Here is a 21764-nt window from a genome sequence, read left to right as displayed (position 1 = left end):
CTCGTTATGTCTCTTGCCCAGTGGTTAAAATGCCCGGTCCGATTGCGTCGATCGGGCATTTTTATTGCTCAGCAACACCAGTCGGGGATTTAAATCAATACTGCAAAACCGTAAGGATTCTTGTCACAACGCGTATTTATGGGTACTCTTTTAAATTAAAGTGCCCTCTGGGGAACGTGGCTATTTAGTGGGGTGCCACTCCGGGTTTAGTTGCCGTTGGGATTGCTATGATATTTTTTCAGGGGGGATTGTGCAATGTTGCTGCAGGCCTATGCTGCCTGTTCGTCTTGCTGTTGCCGGTTTCGTCGGCCCAGGTCGCTGAAGCGAATTCTACCGTTCCGCAAATAGATCTCACCTCCGCAGAGAAAACATTTCTTCAACAACATCCAGTTCTGAAAATCGGTGTCGATGCAGACTATGCCCCTTATAGCTTTGCGACTGACGATGGACGTTATCGGGGCGTTGCAATCGACTTCATCGAGCGAATCTCTGCGTTGCTCGGAGTCAACATTGCTATTGTTCCGCAGCTAAGTTGGCCAGAAATTCTGGCTGGGGCGAAGCAGAAATCGATTGATCTGATCGCGACTGCGGTCCGCACGGAAGAGCGCAAGGCGTTTCTCGATTTTAGTCAGATCTATATTCCGACTCCGCTGGTGGTGATGACTCGTGAGGACGATTTTCGCATTCAGCAACCGCAGGATATGGACCGCAAACGGGTTGCTCTGGTCAAAGGTTATTCCTCCTCGCAACGGGTTAGGCGCGACCATCCTTTGATCAAGCCGCTGCTGGTCGAGACGCCGCTTGCTGGTTTGAGGGCTTTGTCCAGTGGTCAGGTCGATGCCTATGTAGGCGTCGTTGGTATAAATTTTTACCTGATGAAACAGCACGGGATTGGCCATCTGAAGATGTCCTCCGCCTACGATTTGATCACCAATGGCCAGCGTTTTGCCGTGCGCAATGACTGGCCGCTGTTGGCGGGGATTCTGGATAAGGCTCTAGACGCCATTCCAGAGCGGGAAAAGCGCGAGATCATGCAACGCTGGGTTCCGCATTCGGCGCCTCGAACATTGGGCGATCGTGTCATTCTAACGTCCGAAGAGCGACAATGGTTGGATGATCATTCACCGATTCGTCTTGGGTTTGATCCTGAGTTTGCGCCGATCGAATTTGTTGCTGAAAATGGTGAACGTCAGGGAATTTCCGTTGATTACATTAAACTGCTCAACCGTCGCCTTGGCGCCAGTATGGAAATTGTCCCAGGCTTAAGTTGGAGCGAAGCGGTAGAGGGCGCCCGCAGCGGTGCTGTCGATGTGCTTCCCTGTGTTGGTTTGACCGCCGAACGGCAGCAATTTTTACGTTACAGCGAGCCCTACCTCGAGTATTACCGGGTGGCGATTGTGCGTAATGACCAGTCCTTTGTCAGTGGCCTGAATGATCTGCGTAATCGTCGGGTGGCGGTACAGGCAGATACCTCACACGCCGGCTATCTGCGCGAGAAGACCGATCTTCAGCCGATTGAATATCCGAGCTTGCAGGCTGCGCTCAAAGCGGTTTCCGCTGGCGAAGTCGATGCTTTTGTCGGCAATGTCGCCGCCTCCAGTTATTGGATTGGCAAACTCGGATTGAATAATTTGAAGGTTGCCGCCCCGGTTTCGCATGAAGCGCAGAAACTCTATTACGCGGTGCGCAAAGACTGGCCGATTCTGGTGCAAATTATCGACAAGGGACTGGCTTCCATCAGTGCCGAGGAAGCGGCCAATATCCAGCAGCGTTGGGTTGGTATCGAATATGATCCGGGCATCTCGCCGCGGCAGGTTGCCATCTACATTGCACAAACGGTGGTCGTGGCACTGTTGATCCTGCTCGGTACCCTGTTCTGGAACTACCGCCTCAAAAAAGAGGTTACACGTCGTGTTCAGGTAGAAAGTTCGCTGAAACAGCATAATGCCTTTGAGCATTTCATTGCCGAAACCTCGGCACACTTTATTGCTATTGATGCTGAAGAGATGGATGTTGGCATTTTTCGCACCCTGGAGAGGTTGGGGCGTTTTGTCGGCGTCGAATCAGCCTACGTTTTTCTTTTTTCAGATACGGGCGACGAGTTTTCTTGCTCGCACATCTGGAGTTCCGGTCAGTTTGAGACCCGCTTGGAAAAATTGCAGTGGCTCAAGGTGGAGCGGGTCCCTTGGTGGATGCAGCAGATTCAGGCGGGAAAAAATGTCGTGCTGTCGACATTGATCGATTTACCGCCCGAAGCCAGTAGCGAACGTGGTTTGCTACTGGCACAGGGGGTTGCCTCATTGGTCAATGTGCCGATGCTTTTTCGTGGCCGCCTGATCGGGTTGCTGGGGGTTAGCTCAGTGCAGGATCGTCGCAGTTGGCAGCCGGAAGAAATTGAACATCTCGAATTGGTTGGGCAGATTTTCACCAATGCCCTTCAGCGCCGTCGCATCGAGATGGAGCTGCAATTTGCCAAGGGAGAGGCAGAGTCGGCAAATCGTCTCAAGAGTACTTTCCTGTCGAGCATGTCGCACGAATTGCGTACGCCGCTCAATTCGATCATCGGGTTTCTCGGTCTGGTTGTCGCTGAACTGCCTGGTCCGCTGAACTTCGAGCAGAAAAAACAGCTGCGGATGGCCAGCGGCAGTGCCCGACATCTGCTGGCCCTGATAAACGATGTCCTTGATATCTCCAAAATTGAGGCGGGGGAATTAAAGGTAGAGTGTAACGCCTTTAATATGGCAGAGTTGATTGAACAGGCATGTAACTCTTTACAGCCTCTGGCAGAGGAAAAGAATCTGGCACTGCTGGTCGCCATTGATTCGTCTGTTGGTGAGCTGGTCAGCGACCAGCGAAGGGTCAGTCAGGTTTTGATCAACCTGCTCAATAACGCCATCAAATTTACCGAGGCGGGCACGGTCAAGGTTGATTGCCGGGTACTCGGCGACAAAGTGGTTACCGCCGTGAGTGACAGTGGGATCGGCATTCGCGAAGCAGATCTGGCGACCCTGTTTAGACCTTTTCAGCAGATCGATATTGGCACTACCCGGCAATATGAGGGGACCGGACTGGGGTTGTCGATCTGTCAAAAAATTCTTCAATTGCTGGATGGCACGATCAGCGTGGAAAGTCGCTTCGGTGAGGGGAGTTGTTTTTCCTTTAGCTTGCCGATCAGCAGTCGGGAGGAAGCATGAGTCAGACGATTCTGGTCATAGAGGATAACGAGCAAAATATGTATCTGACCACCTTCCTGCTGGAAAAAAACGGTTTTAACGTTCTGCAGGCGCGCGATGGTCTGCTGGGCGTTGAGATGGCGAAAAAACATCACCCGGAGCTGATTCTGCTCGATATCCAATTGCCGGGAATGGATGGCTATCAGGTTGCTCGCCTTCTCAAGCAGGATGACAGCGTCAAGGAGATCTCCATCGTTGCCGTCACCTCCTATGCCATGGCTGGTGATCGTGAAACGATTCTTGCCGCCGGTTGCAACGGTTACATTGAAAAGCCGATAGATCCACAGACCTTTATTGCTGAAATCAGTGAGTTTTTGCCAAAGTAGGGGGGAAGCATGCCAAAAGTCCTGGTCGTTGATGATGATCGTCATAATCAGCTGATACTTCAACAACTGCTTAACTCGGAGGGCTATCAGGTTGAGTTGGCGGACAATGGTCAGCAGGGGTTGGAGGTCGCGCGCCGTTGCCTGCCCGATCTGGTTATTTCCGATATCATGATGCCGGAGATGAACGGTTTCCGGTTTTGTCGTGAGTTGAAGCAAGACCCGCAATTGCGCCAGCAACCGTTTATTTTTTATACCGCTACCTTTGTTGAAAAAGAGGACGAAGAGCTGGCAATGAGCCTCGGTGCCAGCCGGTTTGTCATCAAGCCACAGGACAATCTGCAGTTTTTGCAGATCTTGGGCGAAGTCCTGGAAAACTATCAGCAGGGGCGGCTGGTGGTTCCGAGAGAGCCGCAGGCGAGCGACGAAAAGTTACTGACTTTGTATGAAAGCAGTATGGGGCGTAAGCTCGAAGAAGCGATCGACCGCCTGCAAAAAGAGCAACGCGCCCTGAAGCTGTCCGAACAGCGGCTAAAAGAGGCCCAGGAAATTGCCCATCTGGGGCATTGGCAGATGAGCTTGAAGGATCGTCAACTGAGCTGGTCTGACGAGATTTATCGGATTCTTGGCTTAAAGTTGCAACAACCCGCAGCCTCCTTTTCCCTCCTCCAGGAGGTCGTTGCCGTCGAGGACCGTCCACTGGTGGAAGAAACCATCGCTGCCGCATTAGAGCGGATGACATCATTTGATCTCGATTTTCGGCTGCAGTTGCAAACGGGAGAGATCCGCTATGTTCAGCTGCGCGGACAGGTTCAGTGCGATGATTTCGGCAACCCGAGCTATGCCATCGGGACGCTGCAGGATATCAGCGATCGCAAGTTAGCCAGCTTGGAAAAGGAACGTTTGCGGGACGAACTGTTTCAGGCGCAAAAGATGGAATCTCTTGGTCGTCTCGCCGGTGGGGTGGCGCACGATTTTAATAATATGCTCGCTGCCATTAGCGGCAACGCCCAATTGATGGCATTGCGTTTGCCGAACGACGATCCGATGCGACGTTACCTTGACGTCATCCAAGATGCCAGCCAGAAGGCCGCGGGATTGGTTCGTCAGCTCCTTGGATTCAGTAGCCGGCAGGTTAGTCCTTCGAAACAGGTCAATCTGAATTTGCTGATTCTCGATTTGACGCGGATGTTTGAACGGGTCATCGGTGAAAGGATCGCTGTTGACACTGATCTCGATCCCGAGCTCTGTGCCTTGGTGGCTGACCAGAGTCAGATCGAGCAGGTGATTATGAACCTGGCCATCAATGCGCGGGATTCCATGCCTGAAGGGGGCCGCCTGCGACTGGCAACGGCAAACCGCCGCTTAGCGGAAGAGGATCTCGCTGCCTATCCCGGGCTCTGCGCCGGGGACTATGTGCTTTTGAGCGTTGCGGACAGCGGCTGCGGAATCAGCGCTGAGCATCAGAAACTGATCTTCGATCCCTTCTTTACCACCAAATCCGAGGAAGACGGCACCGGGCTGGGGCTGGCCACCGTTTACACGGTCATTAAACAGCACGAGGGACATGTCTGGGTGGAAAGCAGCCTGCAAAAAGGGACAGCGTTCCATATCTTACTCCCCTGCAGTGGCTCCTTCTGCCCGGTGATAGATGAGCAACAGGTTGCTGCCAGCTATGAGCGTGGCAGTGAAACAGTTCTTTTGGTTGAGGATCAGGCTTTGGTCCGTGAAGTGATGCGAGCAGCGCTGGAAGAGTTGGGCTATCAGGTTCTGGATGCGGCCGATGGTCTTGAGGCCGAGTCGGTGTTCGCGGCCAACCCGCAGGTCGATCTGCTGCTGACCGATGTGGTTTTGCCGCGCAAAGGTGGGTGTGAACTTGCCGTGGCATTACAGAAAGAGAAACCGGAGCTTAAACTGATTTACATGTCAGGCCATACGTTAAAATCGCTGATGGAGCGGGAAGGTTTGAGCAAAGAAGCACATTTCATCAACAAGCCGGTCTCCATCGATGAGTTGGCGCAGACGGTGCGCCAGGCGTTGGACGAATGAATTTAAAAGGCCGATCCTTTGCGGGATCGGCCTTTTAAGTCTCTCTACTGTCGGGTCAGATCCCGATATTTGATCCGGTGCGGCTGATCGGCGTCGCGCCCCAAGCGGCGCTTGCGATCTTCTTCATATTCGGAATAATTCCCTTCGAACCAAACCACCTGTGAATCCCCTTCAAAGGCGAGAATGTGCGTCGCGATACGGTCGAGGAACCAGCGGTCGTGACTGATGACCACGGCGCAGCCGCCGAAGTTTTCCAGGCCCTCTTCCAGGGCTCGAAGGGTGTTGACATCCAGGTCGTTGGTCGGCTCATCGAGCAGCAGCACGTTGGCTTCTTCGCGCAGCATTTTCGCCAAATGGACGCGGTTGCGCTCGCCACCGGAGAGCACGCCGACCTTTTTTTGCTGGTCGCTGCCGGAGAAGTTGAAGCGAGCCACATAGGCACGAGAATTGACCGTTTGTCCCCCGAGTTGGAACATCTCGTGGCCGCCGGTGACCTCTTCGAAAATCGTTTTATCTTTATCCAGGCTACGATTTTGATCGACGTAGCCGAGCTTAACCGTTTCGCCGACTTTAAAACTACCGGAGTCTGCCGCTTCGTTGCCGGTGATCATGTTGAACAGGGTCGACTTACCGGCACCGTTCGGGCCGATGACGCCGACGATACCGCCTGGGGGAAGATTGAAACTGAGGTTGTCGATCAACAATCGCTCGTCGAAGGCCTTGCTGACTTCCTTGGTTTCGACGACCACACCGCCGAGGCGTGGGCCGGGTGGAATGTACAGCTCGAGGGTCTGCTCTTTTTGCATTCCTTCGTTACCGAGCAACTTCTCGTAAGAGCTGATCCGCGCCTGGCTTTTGGCGTGACGTCCTTTGGGTGACATGCGGATCCATTCCAGCTCGCGCTGCAGGGTCTGCTGACGCTTGCTTTCGGACTTCTCCTGCTTGCGGAGTCGCTCCTGCTTCTGCTCCAGCCAACTGGAGTAGTTGCCTTTCCAGGGGATGCCCTGGCCGCGATCGAGTTCGAGAATCCAGCCGGCGACGTTATCGAGAAAATAGCGGTCGTGAGTGACGGCGATAACGGTGCCGGGATAGCGTTGCAGATGTTGCTCCAGCCAGGCGACGGTTTCGGCGTCGAGATGGTTGGTCGGCTCATCGAGCAGCAGGATGTCCGGTTTGTTCAGCAGCAGCCGACACAGCGCCACGCGACGTTTTTCTCCACCGGAGAGTTGCTTGATCGGGGTGTCGGGGGCCGGGCAGCGCAGCGCTTCTTCGGCTAGTTCCAGCCGAGATTCGAGGTCCCAGGCATCGGCAGCGTCGAGCGCATCCTGTACTTTGGCCTGCCGCGCCAGCAGTTTATCCATATCGCAGTCGGGATCGGCGAAAGCGTTGTTGATTTCTTCGAATTCGGCGAGCAGGTCAACGACTTCCTGTACCCCTTCTTTAACCACTTCGCGGACGGTTTTGTTGTCATCCAGCTGTGGTTCCTGCTCCAGGTAGCCGACACTGTAGCCTTCGGAGAGAGCCGCCTCGCCGTTAAACTCTTTGTCGACCCCGGCCATGATCCGCAGCAGGGTCGATTTACCCGAACCGTTGAGGCCGAGCACACCGATTTTGGCGCCATAAAAGTAGGAGAGGGAGATGTCCTTGATGATCGGTTGCTTGTTGTAGCTTTTGCTGACGCGCATCATCGAGTAGATGATTTTCTTTGTATCTTCACTCATGGTGGAGTCCTTTTGTGCTGATTTAAACGGGGGCAGAATTGAATTCTGTCCCCTAGTCGTATGCAGGTAAGTTGCGACTGTATAGCATCTTGCCGGGGTCGGCTGCAAGATTTAGCCACGGAAGATTGTTCTAGCGGTGGGTTTGGGACTCTTTCTCGCGCTTGTAGAGAACCTGTAAAAAACTGTAGGTCAGTTGCGGGTGCAGCTTGGTGCCGGCCAGCTCAAACATGGTGTTGATGATTTTGTCGAGCTCCAGCGACTCTTCGTAGCTGCGATTGGTGCGCATGGCGTCGTAGGTATCGGAAATGGCGGTCATGTGCGAACAGAGATTCATCTGCCAGGGCCGTTTGGTCTTGGGGTAGCCCTGGCCATCGTAACGCATGTGATGTTCAAAGGCGTTGACCACTGCCAGACGCGGCACCCCGGGGGTATTGAGCAAGTATTCGGCTCCGAGTCGGGGGTGCTGCTGCATGATCCGCCATTCTTCTTCATCAAGCGCTTCAGTTTTGCCGAGGATATCTGGCGAAATAAACATCTTGCCGACATCGTGCAGCATGGCCGCAATGCCGATGTCGCTGAGTAACTGCCCTTCGATGCCGAGTTGCCGCGCTTGGGCCAGGTTGAGCAGGCAGATATTGGTCGAATGGGTGTAGGTGTACTCATCCATTGAGCGCAGCGGAGCAATGGCCAGGAACGAGTCACTGTGTTCGCTGAAGGTGTTGACAAAGTTATTGACGATCTCGGTAATTCCCGCCAGGTTGATTTTCTTTTTTGTCTGCACCGCCTGGTAAACATCCATGAAGCGGTCGGCTTCTTTGTTTTCGATGTCAGCCAGCGCCTGCTCGGTGGTGAGAACGGAGCTGCCTCCTTTTCGATAGCGAACTTCGATCTGACCGAAATGGATGTGTTCGCTTTCAGTCAGGTCGACTTGCTTCTCTGGACGTTTGCTCAGTGTGTTGATCAGTCCCAGAAGCTCTTCGCTGTAGATTCCCGGCTCGATTTGCAGGTGGCTGATGTCATGCACTTGCAAAGAGGACATCAGTCGTTGAATGGCCAGGTTCGGTTCGACCTGTCGGTTGTCGAAAATCAGCTGGTTTTCGATGATTTTCAGGGTGATATTACTGTGATTGAGGAACAGGCTGTTCAGCTCGTCAAGGGCTTGGCGGCAGAGTCGGGCAACCTGTAAGTGCTCAAGGTGGTAGAGGGCCGCGTTCGCCGAGGCGGTCGTCAGCAGCCGGATAAAACGATGCAGATGTTCGTGGGATGTCTGGCTCATAGTGACTCTCCCTTGAGTTGTAACAGTTCACTGGCCAGCTTGGCTTGCTGGCGGCGGCGGCTGGAGGCAAGCTCCTGAAGCAACTTATCGGCGATGTCGCGCGGGTAGAGGTTGATACTGTGGATGATATCCCGCTGGAATTGCTTCTGCCGGCGCGATTGCAAGAGCCCCTTTTTTTGCAGCAAAACACGCAGCAGGGAGAGGCTGTCGCGACTGCCGATCAGGGACAGGGTGGCGAGGATCTGTTGTTTGACTTCGAGGTCGAAATCACTGTTGATCTCGCCTTGCAGTTGCTGGTGAAGAACGCTGAGGACTTCGGTATCGTTGCTCAGATCGGCAATCTGAATGGCTGACAGCTGAGCCTCTGGATCATCACTATGTAATTCTTTTAGCAGCATCCGGTTGGCGGTTGCCGGGTTGCAGTGAAAAAGGACGCGCATCACTTCCTGACGAACCTTCGGGTGGGGATGATCCGCGAGCCGGTGGACCGCTTTGAGTGTCGCCGGTTCCAGGTTCTTTCCCAGCACGATCAGCAGGTTGCGGATCAGGTACCAGCGTTCATCGGCAAGCGCCTGAACCAGCAGTTGGTTGGCGTCGGCACCGATTGCGGCGAGTACCTCCATCCAGTAGCGCCGTTGTTTGAACTCTCGGGCCAGACCAAGCTGCTCGATGATCAGGTCGGTATAGGCTTCGCCGACGGTGGCGATGTATTGGTGAATCGCAGCGGCCTGCTCTTCTCCCCAGAGTTCGACGCCATCGAGGACTTCCAGCATGAAGGCTTGTTGGGTGTGGTTGGCCATGACCCGCTCATCGAAGATGCTGGCGTTGGACGTGCCGCTATATACGAAGGAAGACCAGTTGCTGTAGATTTCTCGCAGGGCGGTGAAGTTGCCGGTATCGAGAAAAAAGCGGGATAAATCAAGCAGATTGTGCTGGACGGCTTCTTCGTCCTCAAGGCCGAGGGAGTCGGAGAGCAGCTCAAAAATAACGGCACAACATTGCAACTCGACAGATTGCTTTTCGAAGCTCTCTTTTAGCTGTTCCTTTTCTTCTTCGGGAAGACTGCTGGCGATGTCGTCGTTGAGGATGTTTTTTAACGCCGCCTGGTAGTTGCCCGGCATGTAGAGATCATGATCTTCTTCGCTGAAGAGCACGTCGAGGCGGGCGCGGACCATATCCTTTGCCATTGGTCCCGAATCGCTTTTGACACTGCGTGCTAAGTCAGGGGTTGGGTTTGTCGCCAGCTGACCGACCAGCTCTACCAGCCGGGGCGAGATTTTCAGGGTTTGCTGAGCCCGAGGATCAAGGGCTTTTCGCAGCATATCAGGAGATAGTCTGCTGAGGATATTTGCTGCCTCGGCAGTGTTTTTATCGAGGGCCTGAAAAGTCCCGGCCAGAAACCTTTCCTGCAGCTTTGGTGACAGGTGGTTGAGTAGCTTTCCCAGATCAGCTGCAGAAGCCCCTTCGCTGCGCGATTGACCGCTGTCGAGAATTTTCTCGACGAAGTTGTTCACGGCGCCTTCCGGCAGGTCGGCAGGCGAATCGTCACGGACCATCTTTTCGTTCAGAATTTCGGCGATGGTCTTTGGGGCCAAGCGCAGTCCGCCGTCACCGAGATCGAGTAAATCATCCAGCAGGCCGTGGAGGAAGTCCTCCCAAATATCTGTATTTGCCGCCGACTGTGAGTCGTTCTGCTCCGCACTGGATTGGAACACGCCGTAATCAATCGGGATAATATTGATGTTGCTGATCTGTTGCTGTTGCATCAGCGCAGAAAAACCGCCATGCGTTTCTATCGTCTGTCGATCGCTGCGTAGCAGTTGGCAAAAGCGGATCAGTTCAGCCGCGGTTAAGCCCTGCATGAAATGAATGGAGGCGATACCGAAGGCGGAGAGAAAACCGGCGAAGGTCTTGAAGGTGGGGTTCTCTTTGTCGAGCCACTGATGTTCAAAAAAAAGTGCATCCGGCGCAACACCGAAGGTGATCCTGTCCCGGCTGGCAAATAACTTGTTCAGTTGTTTGAGTACGTTGCCGCTGGTTGTGGCGAGTTGCGGATGTTCCGGGGGGTACAGGGTCAGGTTACGGCGAGCGATATTCAGCTCGTGCAGAAAGGCCGCCAAAACCCTGTTGTCGTTGTCTGAGCTACTGTGTTGCGTTGCCTGTGGGTCCAAATTGCCCCCCCCCCCCGAACCTGACTTAGTCATTTGTTTAGTCTTCTCATTATAGCTAAGTATATACGACATTTGGCGGGTACTTAAAAGTCTCTTCTGTTGATTGGCCGTGATCTGGCGGCCTTATTTTTACTAGGTTGGTAACCCTCTCTACCGTTGGGAGGTGGGTTGACCTCTCCTTTGTCGCCGCATCTTGCAATCCGGGCTTTTTGGTGATACGTTTCTTGACGTGAAAATCTATTCTTTTAAGGCAATAAGCGTATATGAGTCCCCGCGAACGTTTTGACGTTGGCGATGCGGTTCTGGCTGCACAGTTGTTCGGCCAGCAGAACAAGCATCTTAAGCTGATCGAAAAGAAGCTTGGTGTTCGCATCGGCAGTAAGGGGTCTGTTCTCACTCTCTCGGGTGAGCAAGCACAGGTTCAGGTTGGCTATCGCCTACTGGAAGAGCTCTGTGCTTTGTTGCGTGATGGTATGCCGATCTACCCAACCGACATTGATTACGCCATCCGGATTCTCTCGACTGATTCCACGACAAATTTAAAAGATATCTTTTGTGATACGGTCTTTGTCTCGGCGCGCAAAAAAATCATCGCCCCCAAAAGCCTGGCGCAGAAAACCTACATCGACAATATTCGGCACAATCACGTGGTCTTTGGTATCGGTCCGGCCGGTACCGGAAAAACCTATTTGGCGATGGCGATGGGGGTGGCGGCGCTGATGCGGAAAGAGGTCAGCCGGATTATGTTGGTCCGGCCGGCGGTGGAAGCGGGTGAAAAACTTGGTTTTTTGCCGGGTGACCTGGCGGAAAAGGTTAATCCGTACCTGCGACCGCTCTACGATGCCCTGTACGATATGGTTGATCTGGAAAAAGCCAAAGAAATGGTTGAGACCGGCGTGGTTGAAGTGGCGCCGTTGGCCTTTATGCGCGGCCGGACGTTGAACGATGCTTTCGTCATTCTCGATGAGGCGCAGAATACCACCTCTGCTCAAATGAAAATGTTCCTTACGCGGCTTGGGTTTGGTAGTCGTGCCGTTATTACCGGCGACATTACCCAGGTTGACTTGCCACGTGATACGTACTCGGGTTTATTGCACGCCGTCGATGTTCTTGATGGCGTGCCGGGCATTGCGTTTAATCATTTCACTGATGTCGATGTGGTCCGCCATCCGATCGTGCAAGCGATTGTGCAGGCATACCAGGTGGCCGATCGCCGCGTGTTGCCGTCGAGGCGGCGCGAAAACGGATGATCTTGCCGCTTTTCGGCTAGAGGGATTATGACCAAAGAAGAACTGGAAAAAGTGCGCCAAAGTCGTGCCGCCATTTTCGGCGATGGGATGCAGGGATTGCGCAATCGGCGTAAACCCCGCTTCGGTATCTGGCTGTTGCTTGCCGTGGCCTTGCTGCTGACGCTGATTATCGTCCCCAAGGGCGGTTTTATCCCCGATTATCATTCTCCTGGCGATATCGCTTCGCGCGATATCAAGTCACCGCGCGAGCTGCTGGTTGAAGATGTCCCCTTGACCAAGTCCAAGCAGGACGAGGCCTGGGCTGCTGTGCCACCTGTTTATGATTATCAGACCACCGCCGGTCGGCAGGCGGTCGAACGGATTCGCAGTGGCTTGCAACTGCTGCTCGAATTGCAGAATGTCGAAAATCCGCCCAACCAGGAGGAGTTCCTGCCGCAACTGGAGTCCGATTTCGGGGTGCCGTTGACCCTGATCGAGTATCAGGCCTTAATCGATTTGCCGCTCGATCCGCAAATTCCACATCAGGCAGCTGAGCTGTTAAGTCAGGTTTTTGATCGCCCGATTGTGGCCAACCTGCAGGTCTTCAACGTCGATCGGGAAAAAATGATTCTGGTTCGCGACGTTGTCAGCAGCGAAGAATTGCCGCGCGGGGTGCTGGAGCGAACCTTCGGCCTGAATGAGGCGTTGGAGCAGGCTAAATTTCTGTTGAGTGAAATGCCCGGGTTGTCGCCGGTGCAGCATCAAACCTTATTGAAATTGGTGCAGCAGCAGCTACGCCCCAGCCTGTCTTTTAATCAGGAGGAAACCCAAAGTCGTCGCCAGCAGGCGCGGGCTGAGGTCAAGCCAGTCCTCTTTCAGGTGAAGAAGGGCGAGATGATCGTCCGCGAGGGCGCGCGCGTAACGGCCGATCAGATTCTTAAATTGCGGGCCATCCGTGAGTCGGGTCGTGATAACCGCAGCCTGCCGACGGCATTGGGATTGCTGCTCTGCATTCTATTACTGGTGTACACCGGCTATCACTATGCGCATAATAATATTCGTAAGTTCTGCCCCGATTCACGGGACCTGTTGTTTTTAGCGCTGGTGTTTCTGGCTCTGTTTGTCCTGATCAAAGTATCAATATTTATCTCCACCGCCTTGGGCAATACTTTTGCCTATATCGATTCCTCCGCCTATTTCTACGCTATCCCCTTTGCCCTTGGCGCCATGTTGGTGCGGATCGTACTCAATGCTGAAACCGCATTGCTGTTTTCCCTGTGCTGCTCGATTCTGGTCGGGGTCCTGTTCGGCAATAGCTTATTTATGGCCCTGTTCGTGCTCACCAGCAGTCTGGTTGGTGCTCATGGAGTGCGTCATTGCCAGGAACGGGCAAGTATTTATCGCGCTGGTATGTGGGTGGGGCTGGCCAATGCCGCCCTGTTGATCGGTATCCACTTCCTGGCCGGACGTGGTTTTGAGCTGCAGTTAGCCTGGAAAATCGGCTTCGGCCTGTTTGGCGGCCTGCTCAGTACGGTGTTCGTTACCGGCACCATTCCGCTGGTTGAGGCGATGTTCAAGTACACGACCGATATCAAGCTGCTGGAACTGGCCAATATGAACTCGCCGATTTTACGCCAGTTGATGGTTGTGGCGCCCGGAACCTATCATCACTCAATCCTGGTCGGGAACCTGGTTGAGGCCGCTGCCGAGGCGATTCATGCCAATCCGTTGTTGGCCCGCGTTGCCGCCTACTATCACGATATCGGCAAGGTCAAAAAACCGCTGTATTTTATCGAGAATTCCGGCGGTCAGCGCAACAAGCACGATAAGCTGGTGCCGTCGATGAGTGCGCTAGTTTTGACCTCGCATATCAAGGATGGTGTCGAACTGGCGCGTGAACATAAGTTGGGCCCTGAGTTGGCCGATATTATTCAGCAACACCACGGGACCTCGTTGATCAAGTTTTTTTACGATCGCGCCAAGGGTCAGGTGGAACCGGGGATGCCACAGGTCGATGAGCGGGATTACCGTTATCTTGGCCCTAAGCCGCAAACCCGTGAAGCAGCGCTGATTATGCTTGCCGATGCTATCGAAGCGGCCAGCCGGACCCTCATCGATCCGACCCCGGCGCGGACTCAGGGGATGGTGCAGAAGCTGATCAATAATATTTTTATCGATGGCCAGTTGGACGAATGTGATTTGACGTTGAAAGATTTGCACCTGATCGCCAAGAGCTTCAATCGGGTGCTGGCAGGTTCGTTCCACCATCGTGTTGATTATCCGGAGCCGGTCCATATCGTTCGAGAGAAGAACGAGAAAGAGGAGTGTGTTCCCGGGGTAGATAAAGTGAAGGATAAAAATGAGAATCCAGATAGAGAATCGGCAGCGGAAACAAAAGATCCTGAAGCGCCCGCTGCGCAAGATAGCGCGGAAGATCTTAAGCGTCTCGGGATTTCCTAAAGGCGAACTGTCGATCTTGATTCTCGATAATGCGGGGATTCAAGAGATTAATCGCGATTACCTGCAACGTGACCGCCCGACCAATGTCATCTCTTTTGCCATGCAGGAAGGTGAAGGCGCTGGTTTGCAGCCGTTACTGCTCGGTGACGTGGTGATTTCCGCTGAGCGGGCTGCCGAGGATGCGGCGGAGGCGGGCAGCCCCTTTGAGCATGAGCTGATTTTTTTGTTGCTGCACGGAATTTTACACCTGCTCGGCTACGATCACGAGCGGGGCACAGAAGAACAGGCGCTGCAGATGGAGGCCCGTGAGCGGGAGCTGTTTGCGTTGTTAGGGCCGGAATTTTTGACCGCGAGCGGTTATTTGCTGAAATAGCACAGGTGAGGGTGGCATAAGTGGACAGTGATAATGGGCAGGATGCTCCCGGTTGGCCGAGGCGTTTGCTGCGGGCTTTTCGTGGTCGTCCGGAAGCGAGTACGGAAGAGGAATTGCAGGATCTGATCGATGCCTCGGAGCTCAAGGGGATTATCGACGAAGATGAAGGGGATATGCTCCAGTCAATTCTGGAGTTGGATGAAACCATCCTGCGTGAAGTGATGGTGCCACGCACCGACATGGTCTGTGTCGATGGCGATGAGCCGCTCAGTACCATTTTGGCCGCCATTATCAAATCGGGACACTCTCGTATCCCGGTCTACAAAGAGAATAACGACAATATTATTGGCCTGGTTTATGCCAAGGATCTGCTGCGTTTCTGGGGGCAGCCGCTCGATGAAATTAAGCTCGAGGATGTGCTGCGTCCCCCCTATCTGGTTCCCGAATCGAAACTGGTCAGTGACCTTTTGCAGGAATTTCGCGAAACCCGGGTGCATATTGCCATCATTATCGATGAGTATGGCGGCACTTCCGGGTTGGTGACGATTGAAGACCTGATCGAAGAGATTGTCGGCGAAATTCGCGATGAATACGATCTGGAAGACGAATGGTTGATTGAGGAGCCGAACGGTACCGTGTTGATCGATGGGCGTCTGAATATTGAAGATTTCGAAGAGCATTTCGATATTGAGGTCGAGCGCGAAAAGTTCGACACCGTTGGTGGTTACGTCGTTGAACACCTCGGCCGGGTTCCCGCCGCCGGTGAGCGGGTCGAGATCGACTCCCTGGAGATTCTGGTGGTTGCTGGTGATCAGCGCGCCATTCGGCAATTGCGTATTTTTCCGCTGCCGACAGATGTGGCGACAGAACCGGGTTGATGCTGATGCCACAGCTTGATCGTACCCTGCTGTTCTCGGCTGTCTCCGGCTTGCTGTTGGCGGCGGCCTTTCCTCTGCCCAATCTTTACCCACTGGCCTGGATTGCCCTGACCCCCCTGCTGCTGGTGATGAAGCAGCGTCCCTTTGCTTCCGGGTTTGTCTGCGGCTGTTCTTTTTTCGGCGCGGTTCTTTATTGGGTGAATATTGTCATGACCACCTATGGTGGTTTGAATCTGCTATTTTCCCTACTCGCTTATCTGTTTTTGATCGTCTATCTGGCGCTCTATTTCGCCGCCGCCAGTTGGTTGGCGTGCCGTTTTGAAAGCCAATTTAAACTCCCGTACTTATTGACTCTGCCAGTGCTCTGGGTTGCTCTGGAGTACCTGCGCAGCTTGTTGCTGACCGGGTTCCCCTGGGCGCTGCTTGGTTATTCGCAGCAGGATTTTTCCTTGGCCATTCAGAGCGCCGATGTGACCGGTGTTTACGGCGTCAGTCTGTTGCTGGTTGCGGTCAATTGTGCGCTGGCTGGGATTATTTCTCAGCCGCGTAACCGTTTCGCCTGGTTGGGGGTGGCTGGAACGCTGCTGATGTCGGTTACTCATTTCGGTTACGGTTTCTGGCGCGAAAGCCAGCCGCTTGATCTGCGTGATGACCAACTGCAGGTGGCGCTGATTCAGGGCAATGTCGATCAAGCGGTGAAGTGGAATCCCGAGCACCGGCAAGCGACCATCGACAAATATCTGCAACTCTCCTCGCAGGCTGCTGCTGACAAACCCGAGCTGTTGATCTGGCCGGAGGCGGCAACACCGTTTTTTCTGCAAGAACAAACGCCACTGGCTGATCGGGTTCGGCAGGTTCCGGTAGAGAAAAACAGTTACTTGCTGGTTGGCAGCCCGGCCTATCAGTCGCAGGGCGACGGAGATTATCGCTATTTTAATAGCGCCTATCTTTTTTCTCCCGCAGGGGAAGAACTGGGTCGCTCAGACAAAATCCACCTGGTGCCGTTTGGTGAATATGTTCCCTTGGGGACGTTGCTCTCCTTCATCAATAAGATTGTCGTCGGGGTTGGCGATTTTTCTCCGGGGACGGTCAAACCCTTGCCGCTCAATGGTCATAACCTCGGGGTGCTGATCTGCTATGAGGTGATTTTCCCTGGGTTGGCCAGAGATTATGTCCGGCAGGGCAGCAGCTTGCTGGTTAATCTGACCAACGATGCCTGGTTCGGGCATTCCTCAGCCCCCTATCAACATCTGGCAATGGCCCGCTTTCGAGCCATTGAAAACCGTATCTGGCTGGCTCGGGCTGCCAATACCGGTGTTTCCGCACTGATCGCTCCCTCCGGAAAGGTGACCGCTGCCAGTCCCTTGTTTGAACCGCTGCAGCTTTCCGGCCGCGTCGGTCTCGGCAGTGAGGCCACCTTTTACACCCGCTTCGGTGACCTGATGGCACAGGCCTGTCTGTTGTGCAGTACTGCTGGGCTGGCATTACTTGTCTGGCGACAGAAACGTCAGCAGCGCAACTGATTCATGCCATTCTTTGATGGTTCTGTCCTCCTTATTGGTATACTCTAAAAAACATTCTCAGGTCGATGACAAGACAAGTTTGTGCGCAGCTTAAGGAGTCGGTTTATGTGGCGAGTCGCTTCCGACAAAATAGCTAGAGTTTTGCCGTCAAGCGTCTGTTTGGTCGTGTTGTTAAGCCTGCCGTTTATCGGATGGGCAGCCGAAAGTCTTTTTCCGCAGATGGCTTGGGGGCAGATGACCATGGGAGTCTTCGGTGGACTGGCCCTGTTTCTGCTCGGCATGGAGCAGATGGCCGCCGCCCTCAAGGCTGCAGCTGGTGCGCGCATGCAGACGATTCTTGCCCGACTTACCTCAAACCGCTTCAGTGGGGCCTTCGTCGGGGCGATGGTGACCGCAGTTATTCAATCGTCTTCGGTGACGACCGTTTTGGTGGTCGGCTTTGTCAGTGCTGGGTTGATGACCTTGAGTCAGTCGATCGGCGTTATTATGGGGGCCAATATTGGCACCACCATTACCGCGCAGATTGTCGCTTTTAAGGTGACCAAACTGGCCCTGGGTTTTATTGCTGTCGGCTTCGCTCTGCTGTTTCTCAGTCGGCAGGATAAGTTCAAGCAGTACGGTGGTATTTTGCTCGGTCTCGGGCTGGTGTTCTTCGGTATGAACGTGATGAGTGAGGCCATGCACCCGTTGCGCAGTTATCAACCGTTTCTCGAGTTGATGGTGCGGATGGAGAACCCGCTGCTGGGGATTATGGCTGGCGGACTGTTTACCGCGTTGGTACAGTCTTCGTCGGCAACCACCGGCATTGTTATTGTCATGGCCAGCCAGGGTTTTATCACCCTGCCGGCTGGAATTGCCCTCGCCTTGGGGGCGAATATCGGGACTTGTGTTACCGCCTTTCTGGCCTCGCTCGGGAAGGCGCGTCCGGCCGTTCGGGCGGCAGCGGTGCATGTCATCTTTAATGTTATGGGGGTGTTGGTCTGGATTGGTTTTACCGAAAATCTGGCCGAGTGGTCGAGGTTGTTGTCACCGGTTAAGGCCAACCTCTCCGGACTGGCGAGGCTGGCGGCGGAAACCCCGCGCCAGATTGCCAATGCCAACACTCTGTTTAACGTCGCCAACACCCTGCTGTTTATCGGTTTTACCCCACTGTTGGCGCAATTGGTCACCAGGCTGTTGCCGGATAAGGAAAGGGGCGGGGGGAAGGTCATTGTCGAGCCGAAATTCCTCGATGAGGATCTGCTCGATACCCCGTCGATGGCTTTGAATGTGGTGCGGATGGAGATCGGCCACCTTGGCAGTCATATCCAATTGATGCTGGCCCAGGCCCGCGTTGCCCTGGAGAACCGGGACGAGCAGCTTTTCTGCGAGGTTGAAAAGGCGGATGATGCGGCAGATATTCTGCACGCTGAAATCGTCACCTACTTAAGTCGGGTCGGCAAGCGTGAATTATCCAGAGAGCAGACCGATGAATTTTTTCAACTCAGCCAGGTGGCCGATAACCTGGAAGGGGTCGGCGATGTTCTGGAAACCGACCTGAGCGTTCTCGGCCGCAAAATGATAGAGCAGGATATGCAGCCGAGCGAAACGATGTTGCTAACGCTAACCACCCTTTATGATTGGATCTATCGCGCGCTGGAGTCGGCCGTTAAGGCGGTTCAGGATAAAGATCAGTTGGCCGCCCAGGAAGTTATCGCCATGCGCAGTGAAATCAATCGGTTGGTTGATCAGGCATTGCAGCGCCAGGTCAGCAGTTTGGCGACCAGCGGACAGGAGCGGCTGAGGACTCTGCAGATGGAATTCGAACTGATCGATAAGTTAAAGCGCATCTATACCCTGACCAAGCGGATTTCACGGCTTATGCTGCCGACTGAAGTCTAATCTTAACCCGGCCGGATTGCTGTTGACATGGCCGATTTTTCGCGCCAATATTTACCCGTTTTGTCGCATGGTTTCGTTGCTCGCACGAAGGATTTGAAAGATGAAAACGCCCCCAAAGGCAACCGCAATAATTCCCGCACGTTACGCATCGACCCGTTTTCCTGGTAAGCCCCTGGCTCTGATTAAGGGGCTGCCGATGATCCAGCACGTCTGTCATCAGGTTTCCAAGGCAAAAACGGTTGAGCGGGTGATTGTCGCGACTGACGATGAGCGGATCGCCACGGTGGTGAAAGGCTTTGGCGGAGAGGTCATGTTGACCCGTGCTGATCACCCGACCGGCACCGACCGCCTCGCCGAAGTTGCAGCGCGACTTGACGCCGAGTTGATCGTTAATGTGCAGGGCGATGAGCCGTTGATCAATCCGCGCATGATTGATCAGGCGGTTGCGCCGCTGGTCGAAAATTCGCAGCTGCAAATGGGAACCCTGGCCGGTCGGATCGATCAGATTGAGGACTTTTACAATCCTAATGTCGTCAAGGTGGTTAAGGACAGTGCCGGCCTGGCGCTCTATTTTTCTCGTGCGCCGATTCCCTGGCCCCGTGATCTGTCGCGCGAAGAGTTGGCACAGTCCCTCGACAGGGTCGCTCTTTATCGTCACATCGGGTTGTATGTGTATCGCCGCGAGCTGTTGCTGGGCTATCCGGCCATGTCGATAACGCCGCTCGAAGCGTTGGAAAATCTTGAGCAGTTGCGAGCTCTGGAGAGCGGGATCAAGCTCTATGTTGCTGAGACTGAGTTTTCTTGCCACGGCGTTGATACCCCCGAAGATCTGGAGCGGGTTTCGCGTTTGATGTCGGCAGAAAAAATATAACGATAACGTTGAATTGACCGCTATTGTGGAGATGGAGAGTTTTTTGCAGGATCGGGGGTTTCCTTCGGTCCTGTTTGTGTGTAGAATCAGCCTTTCGTCCTGTGCCAGCAGTTAGTTTTTTTGCTGCTATGTGACAGGTCATCACGTATTTTCTTCAAGGAGCAGGATTGACGATGAAGACGAAGTTTCTCTTTGTCACCGGTGGGGTAGTTTCTTCCCTCGGTAAAGGACTGGCCGCAGCATCGATTGGGGCGTTGATGGAGTCCCGTGGTTTGAAGGTGTCGATGCAGAAGATGGACCCCTATATTAATGTCGATCCTGGGACCATGAGCCCCTTTCAACACGGTGAAGTGTTTGTTACCGACGATGGTGCAGAAACGGATCTCGACCTTGGTCACTACGAACGCTACACTCGTGCCAAGTTGTCGAAAAAATCGAACTTCACCACTGGCCAGGTTTACGACACGGTTATTCGCAAGGAACGCCGTGGTGATTACCTCGGTGGCACCGTGCAGGTCATTCCGCATATTACCAACGAGATCAAGCAGAAGATTCTTGATAATGCCAAGGATGTCGACATCGCCATCGTTGAGGTTGGCGGCACGGTCGGCGATATCGAGTCGTTGCCCTTTCTTGAAGCGATCCGTCAGTTTCGCGCCGATCGCGGCCGTGAGAATGTCCTCTATATCCACCTGACCCTTGTGCCTTATATCCCCACGGCCGGTGAATTGAAGACCAAACCGACCCAGCACAGTGTCAAGGATTTGCGCCAAATTGGTATCCAGCCGGATATCCTGCTGTGTCGTTGCGATCGCGAAATTCCCCGCGACATGAAAGCCAAAATCGCTCTGTTTTGTAATGTTCCGGAGGATGCGGTCATTACCGCCCGTGACGTGCCGACCATTTATGAGGTGCCAACAGAATTTCATGCTGAAGGGCTTGATGAGCGGATTGTCGACTACCTGAATATCTGGACCAAGGCTCCCGATCTGGCCGATTGGAACCGGATCGTTGCACGGGTCAAGGAACCGGCCGGTGAGACGAACATTGCCATCGTCGGTAAGTATGTCGGTTTGACCGAAAGCTATAAGTCTTTGGCCGAAGCCCTGACCCACGGCGGTATTGCCAGCAACTGCCGGGTCAATTTGACTTATGTCGACTCTGAAGCCCTTGAGCGGCATGGCATTAATGGTGCTTTTGAGGGTATCGACGGCATCCTCGTGCCGGGTGGCTTTGGCGAGCGCGGCAGCGAAGGGAAGATTGCTGCAATCCGCTATGCCCGCGAAAATAAGCTGCCCTTCTTCGGCATCTGTCTCGGTATGCAGATGGCGGTTGTTGAATTCGCCCGCTATGTCTGCCAGATCGAAGATGCTCATTCCTCGGAGTTTCAGGAACAGGCGAAAAATCCGATCATCCATATTATGGAGGAACAGAAAAAGGTCAAAGGCAAGGGCGGCACCATGCGTCTTGGCGCCTATCCCTGTGATCTTTCCGAGGGGACTCTGGCGCGGCGGATTTATGGTATGGAGCACCTGACCGAGCGGCATCGTCATCGCTTTGAATTTAACAATTCCTACCGCAAAAAACTGCAGGAGTGCGGACTGGTTTTGTCCGGCATCAACCCTGAATCGGATCTGGTGGAAATCATCGAATTGGATGATCATCCATGGTTCCTCGGCTGCCAGTTTCACCCCGAGTTCAAATCCCGGCCGATGGAGCCGCATCCATTGTTTGAATCGTTTGTCGGTGCTTGTCTGAAGAAGCGCCAGGAGTAGG

The 21764-nt window shown here is 53.9% G+C and carries 14 protein-coding genes; 11 read left to right on the top strand and 3 right to left on the bottom strand.

Annotation, left to right across the window (positions count from 1 at the left end; translation table 11 throughout):
* The first annotated feature begins 227 nt into the window (after positions 1–227).
* From ACZ5PT_RS19590 to ACZ5PT_RS19580, 3 genes are read left to right on the top strand one after another with little or no spacing between them, the layout of a single operon-like run.
* Complete coding sequence (locus ACZ5PT_RS19590) at positions 228–3194, top strand: transporter substrate-binding domain-containing protein (protein ID WP_464264698.1); 2967 nt, start codon at positions 228–230, stop codon at positions 3192–3194.
* Positions 3191–3559: a response regulator gene (locus ACZ5PT_RS19585; RefSeq protein WP_464264697.1), complete on the top strand. Its 369-nt coding sequence runs from the start codon at positions 3191–3193 to the stop codon at positions 3557–3559. The genes ACZ5PT_RS19590 and ACZ5PT_RS19585 overlap by 4 nt, the downstream gene beginning before the upstream one ends.
* A 9-nt stretch (positions 3560–3568) precedes the next feature.
* Positions 3569–5605: a hybrid sensor histidine kinase/response regulator gene (locus ACZ5PT_RS19580; RefSeq protein WP_464264696.1), complete on the top strand. Its 2037-nt coding sequence runs from the start codon at positions 3569–3571 to the stop codon at positions 5603–5605.
* A 44-nt stretch (positions 5606–5649) separates the two neighbouring features.
* Here the strand turns inward: ACZ5PT_RS19580 and ettA are convergent, their stop codons facing one another.
* The 3 genes from ettA to ACZ5PT_RS19565 form a co-directional block, all read right to left on the bottom strand.
* On the bottom strand, positions 5650–7326 hold the full coding sequence (gene ettA, locus ACZ5PT_RS19575) for an energy-dependent translational throttle protein EttA (RefSeq protein ID WP_464264695.1): 1677 nt from the start codon (positions 7324–7326) through the stop codon (positions 5650–5652).
* Positions 7327–7456: 130 nt separating this feature from the next.
* Positions 7457–8602 (bottom strand): HD-GYP domain-containing protein, encoded by a 1146-nt coding sequence (locus ACZ5PT_RS19570; protein WP_464264694.1) that lies wholly within the window; start codon positions 8600–8602, stop codon positions 7457–7459.
* Entirely contained in the window at positions 8599–10806 is a 2208-nt protein-coding gene (locus ACZ5PT_RS19565) for a HEAT repeat domain-containing protein (protein WP_464264693.1), read from the bottom strand. The genes ACZ5PT_RS19570 and ACZ5PT_RS19565 overlap by 4 nt, the downstream gene beginning before the upstream one ends.
* A gap of 230 nt (positions 10807–11036) precedes the next feature.
* Between ACZ5PT_RS19565 and ACZ5PT_RS19560 the strand changes: the two genes are divergently transcribed.
* The 8 genes from ACZ5PT_RS19560 (at position 11037) to ACZ5PT_RS19525 (ending at position 21763) form a co-directional block, all read left to right on the top strand.
* Positions 11037–12023: a PhoH family protein gene (locus ACZ5PT_RS19560; protein WP_464264692.1), complete on the top strand. Its 987-nt coding sequence runs from the start codon at positions 11037–11039 to the stop codon at positions 12021–12023.
* 27 nt (positions 12024–12050) lie between these two features.
* Positions 12051–14462 (top strand): HD family phosphohydrolase, encoded by a 2412-nt coding sequence (locus ACZ5PT_RS19555; protein WP_464264691.1) that lies wholly within the window; start codon positions 12051–12053, stop codon positions 14460–14462.
* Positions 14362–14835: an rRNA maturation RNase YbeY gene (gene ybeY / locus ACZ5PT_RS19550; RefSeq protein ID WP_464264690.1), complete on the top strand. Its 474-nt coding sequence runs from the start codon at positions 14362–14364 to the stop codon at positions 14833–14835. Before ACZ5PT_RS19555 ends, ybeY begins: the two co-directional genes overlap by 101 nt.
* Positions 14836–14855: 20 nt before the next feature.
* Positions 14856–15713 (top strand): hemolysin family protein, encoded by an 858-nt coding sequence (locus ACZ5PT_RS19545; RefSeq protein WP_464264689.1) that lies wholly within the window; start codon positions 14856–14858, stop codon positions 15711–15713.
* Between the two features lie 5 nt (positions 15714–15718).
* Complete coding sequence (gene lnt, locus ACZ5PT_RS19540) at positions 15719–17236, top strand: apolipoprotein N-acyltransferase (RefSeq protein WP_464264688.1); 1518 nt, start codon at positions 15719–15721, stop codon at positions 17234–17236.
* Positions 17237–17341: 105 nt separating this feature from the next.
* Complete coding sequence (locus ACZ5PT_RS19535) at positions 17342–19117, top strand: Na/Pi cotransporter family protein (protein ID WP_464264687.1); 1776 nt, start codon at positions 17342–17344, stop codon at positions 19115–19117.
* Between the two features lie 100 nt (positions 19118–19217).
* Positions 19218–19988, top strand: coding sequence for a 3-deoxy-manno-octulosonate cytidylyltransferase (gene kdsB, locus ACZ5PT_RS19530; RefSeq protein WP_464264686.1), 771 nt, complete (start codon positions 19218–19220; stop codon positions 19986–19988).
* Positions 19989–20161: 173 nt separating this feature from the next.
* Entirely contained in the window at positions 20162–21763 is a 1602-nt protein-coding gene (locus tag ACZ5PT_RS19525) for a CTP synthase (protein WP_464264685.1), read from the top strand.
* Position 21764 lies beyond the last annotated feature (1 nt).

It is taken from the genome of Desulfuromusa ferrireducens (assembly GCF_055389805.1).
Note: the sequence above shows the minus strand (reverse complement) of the source record. Positions and strands in the feature narration are given on the sequence as shown.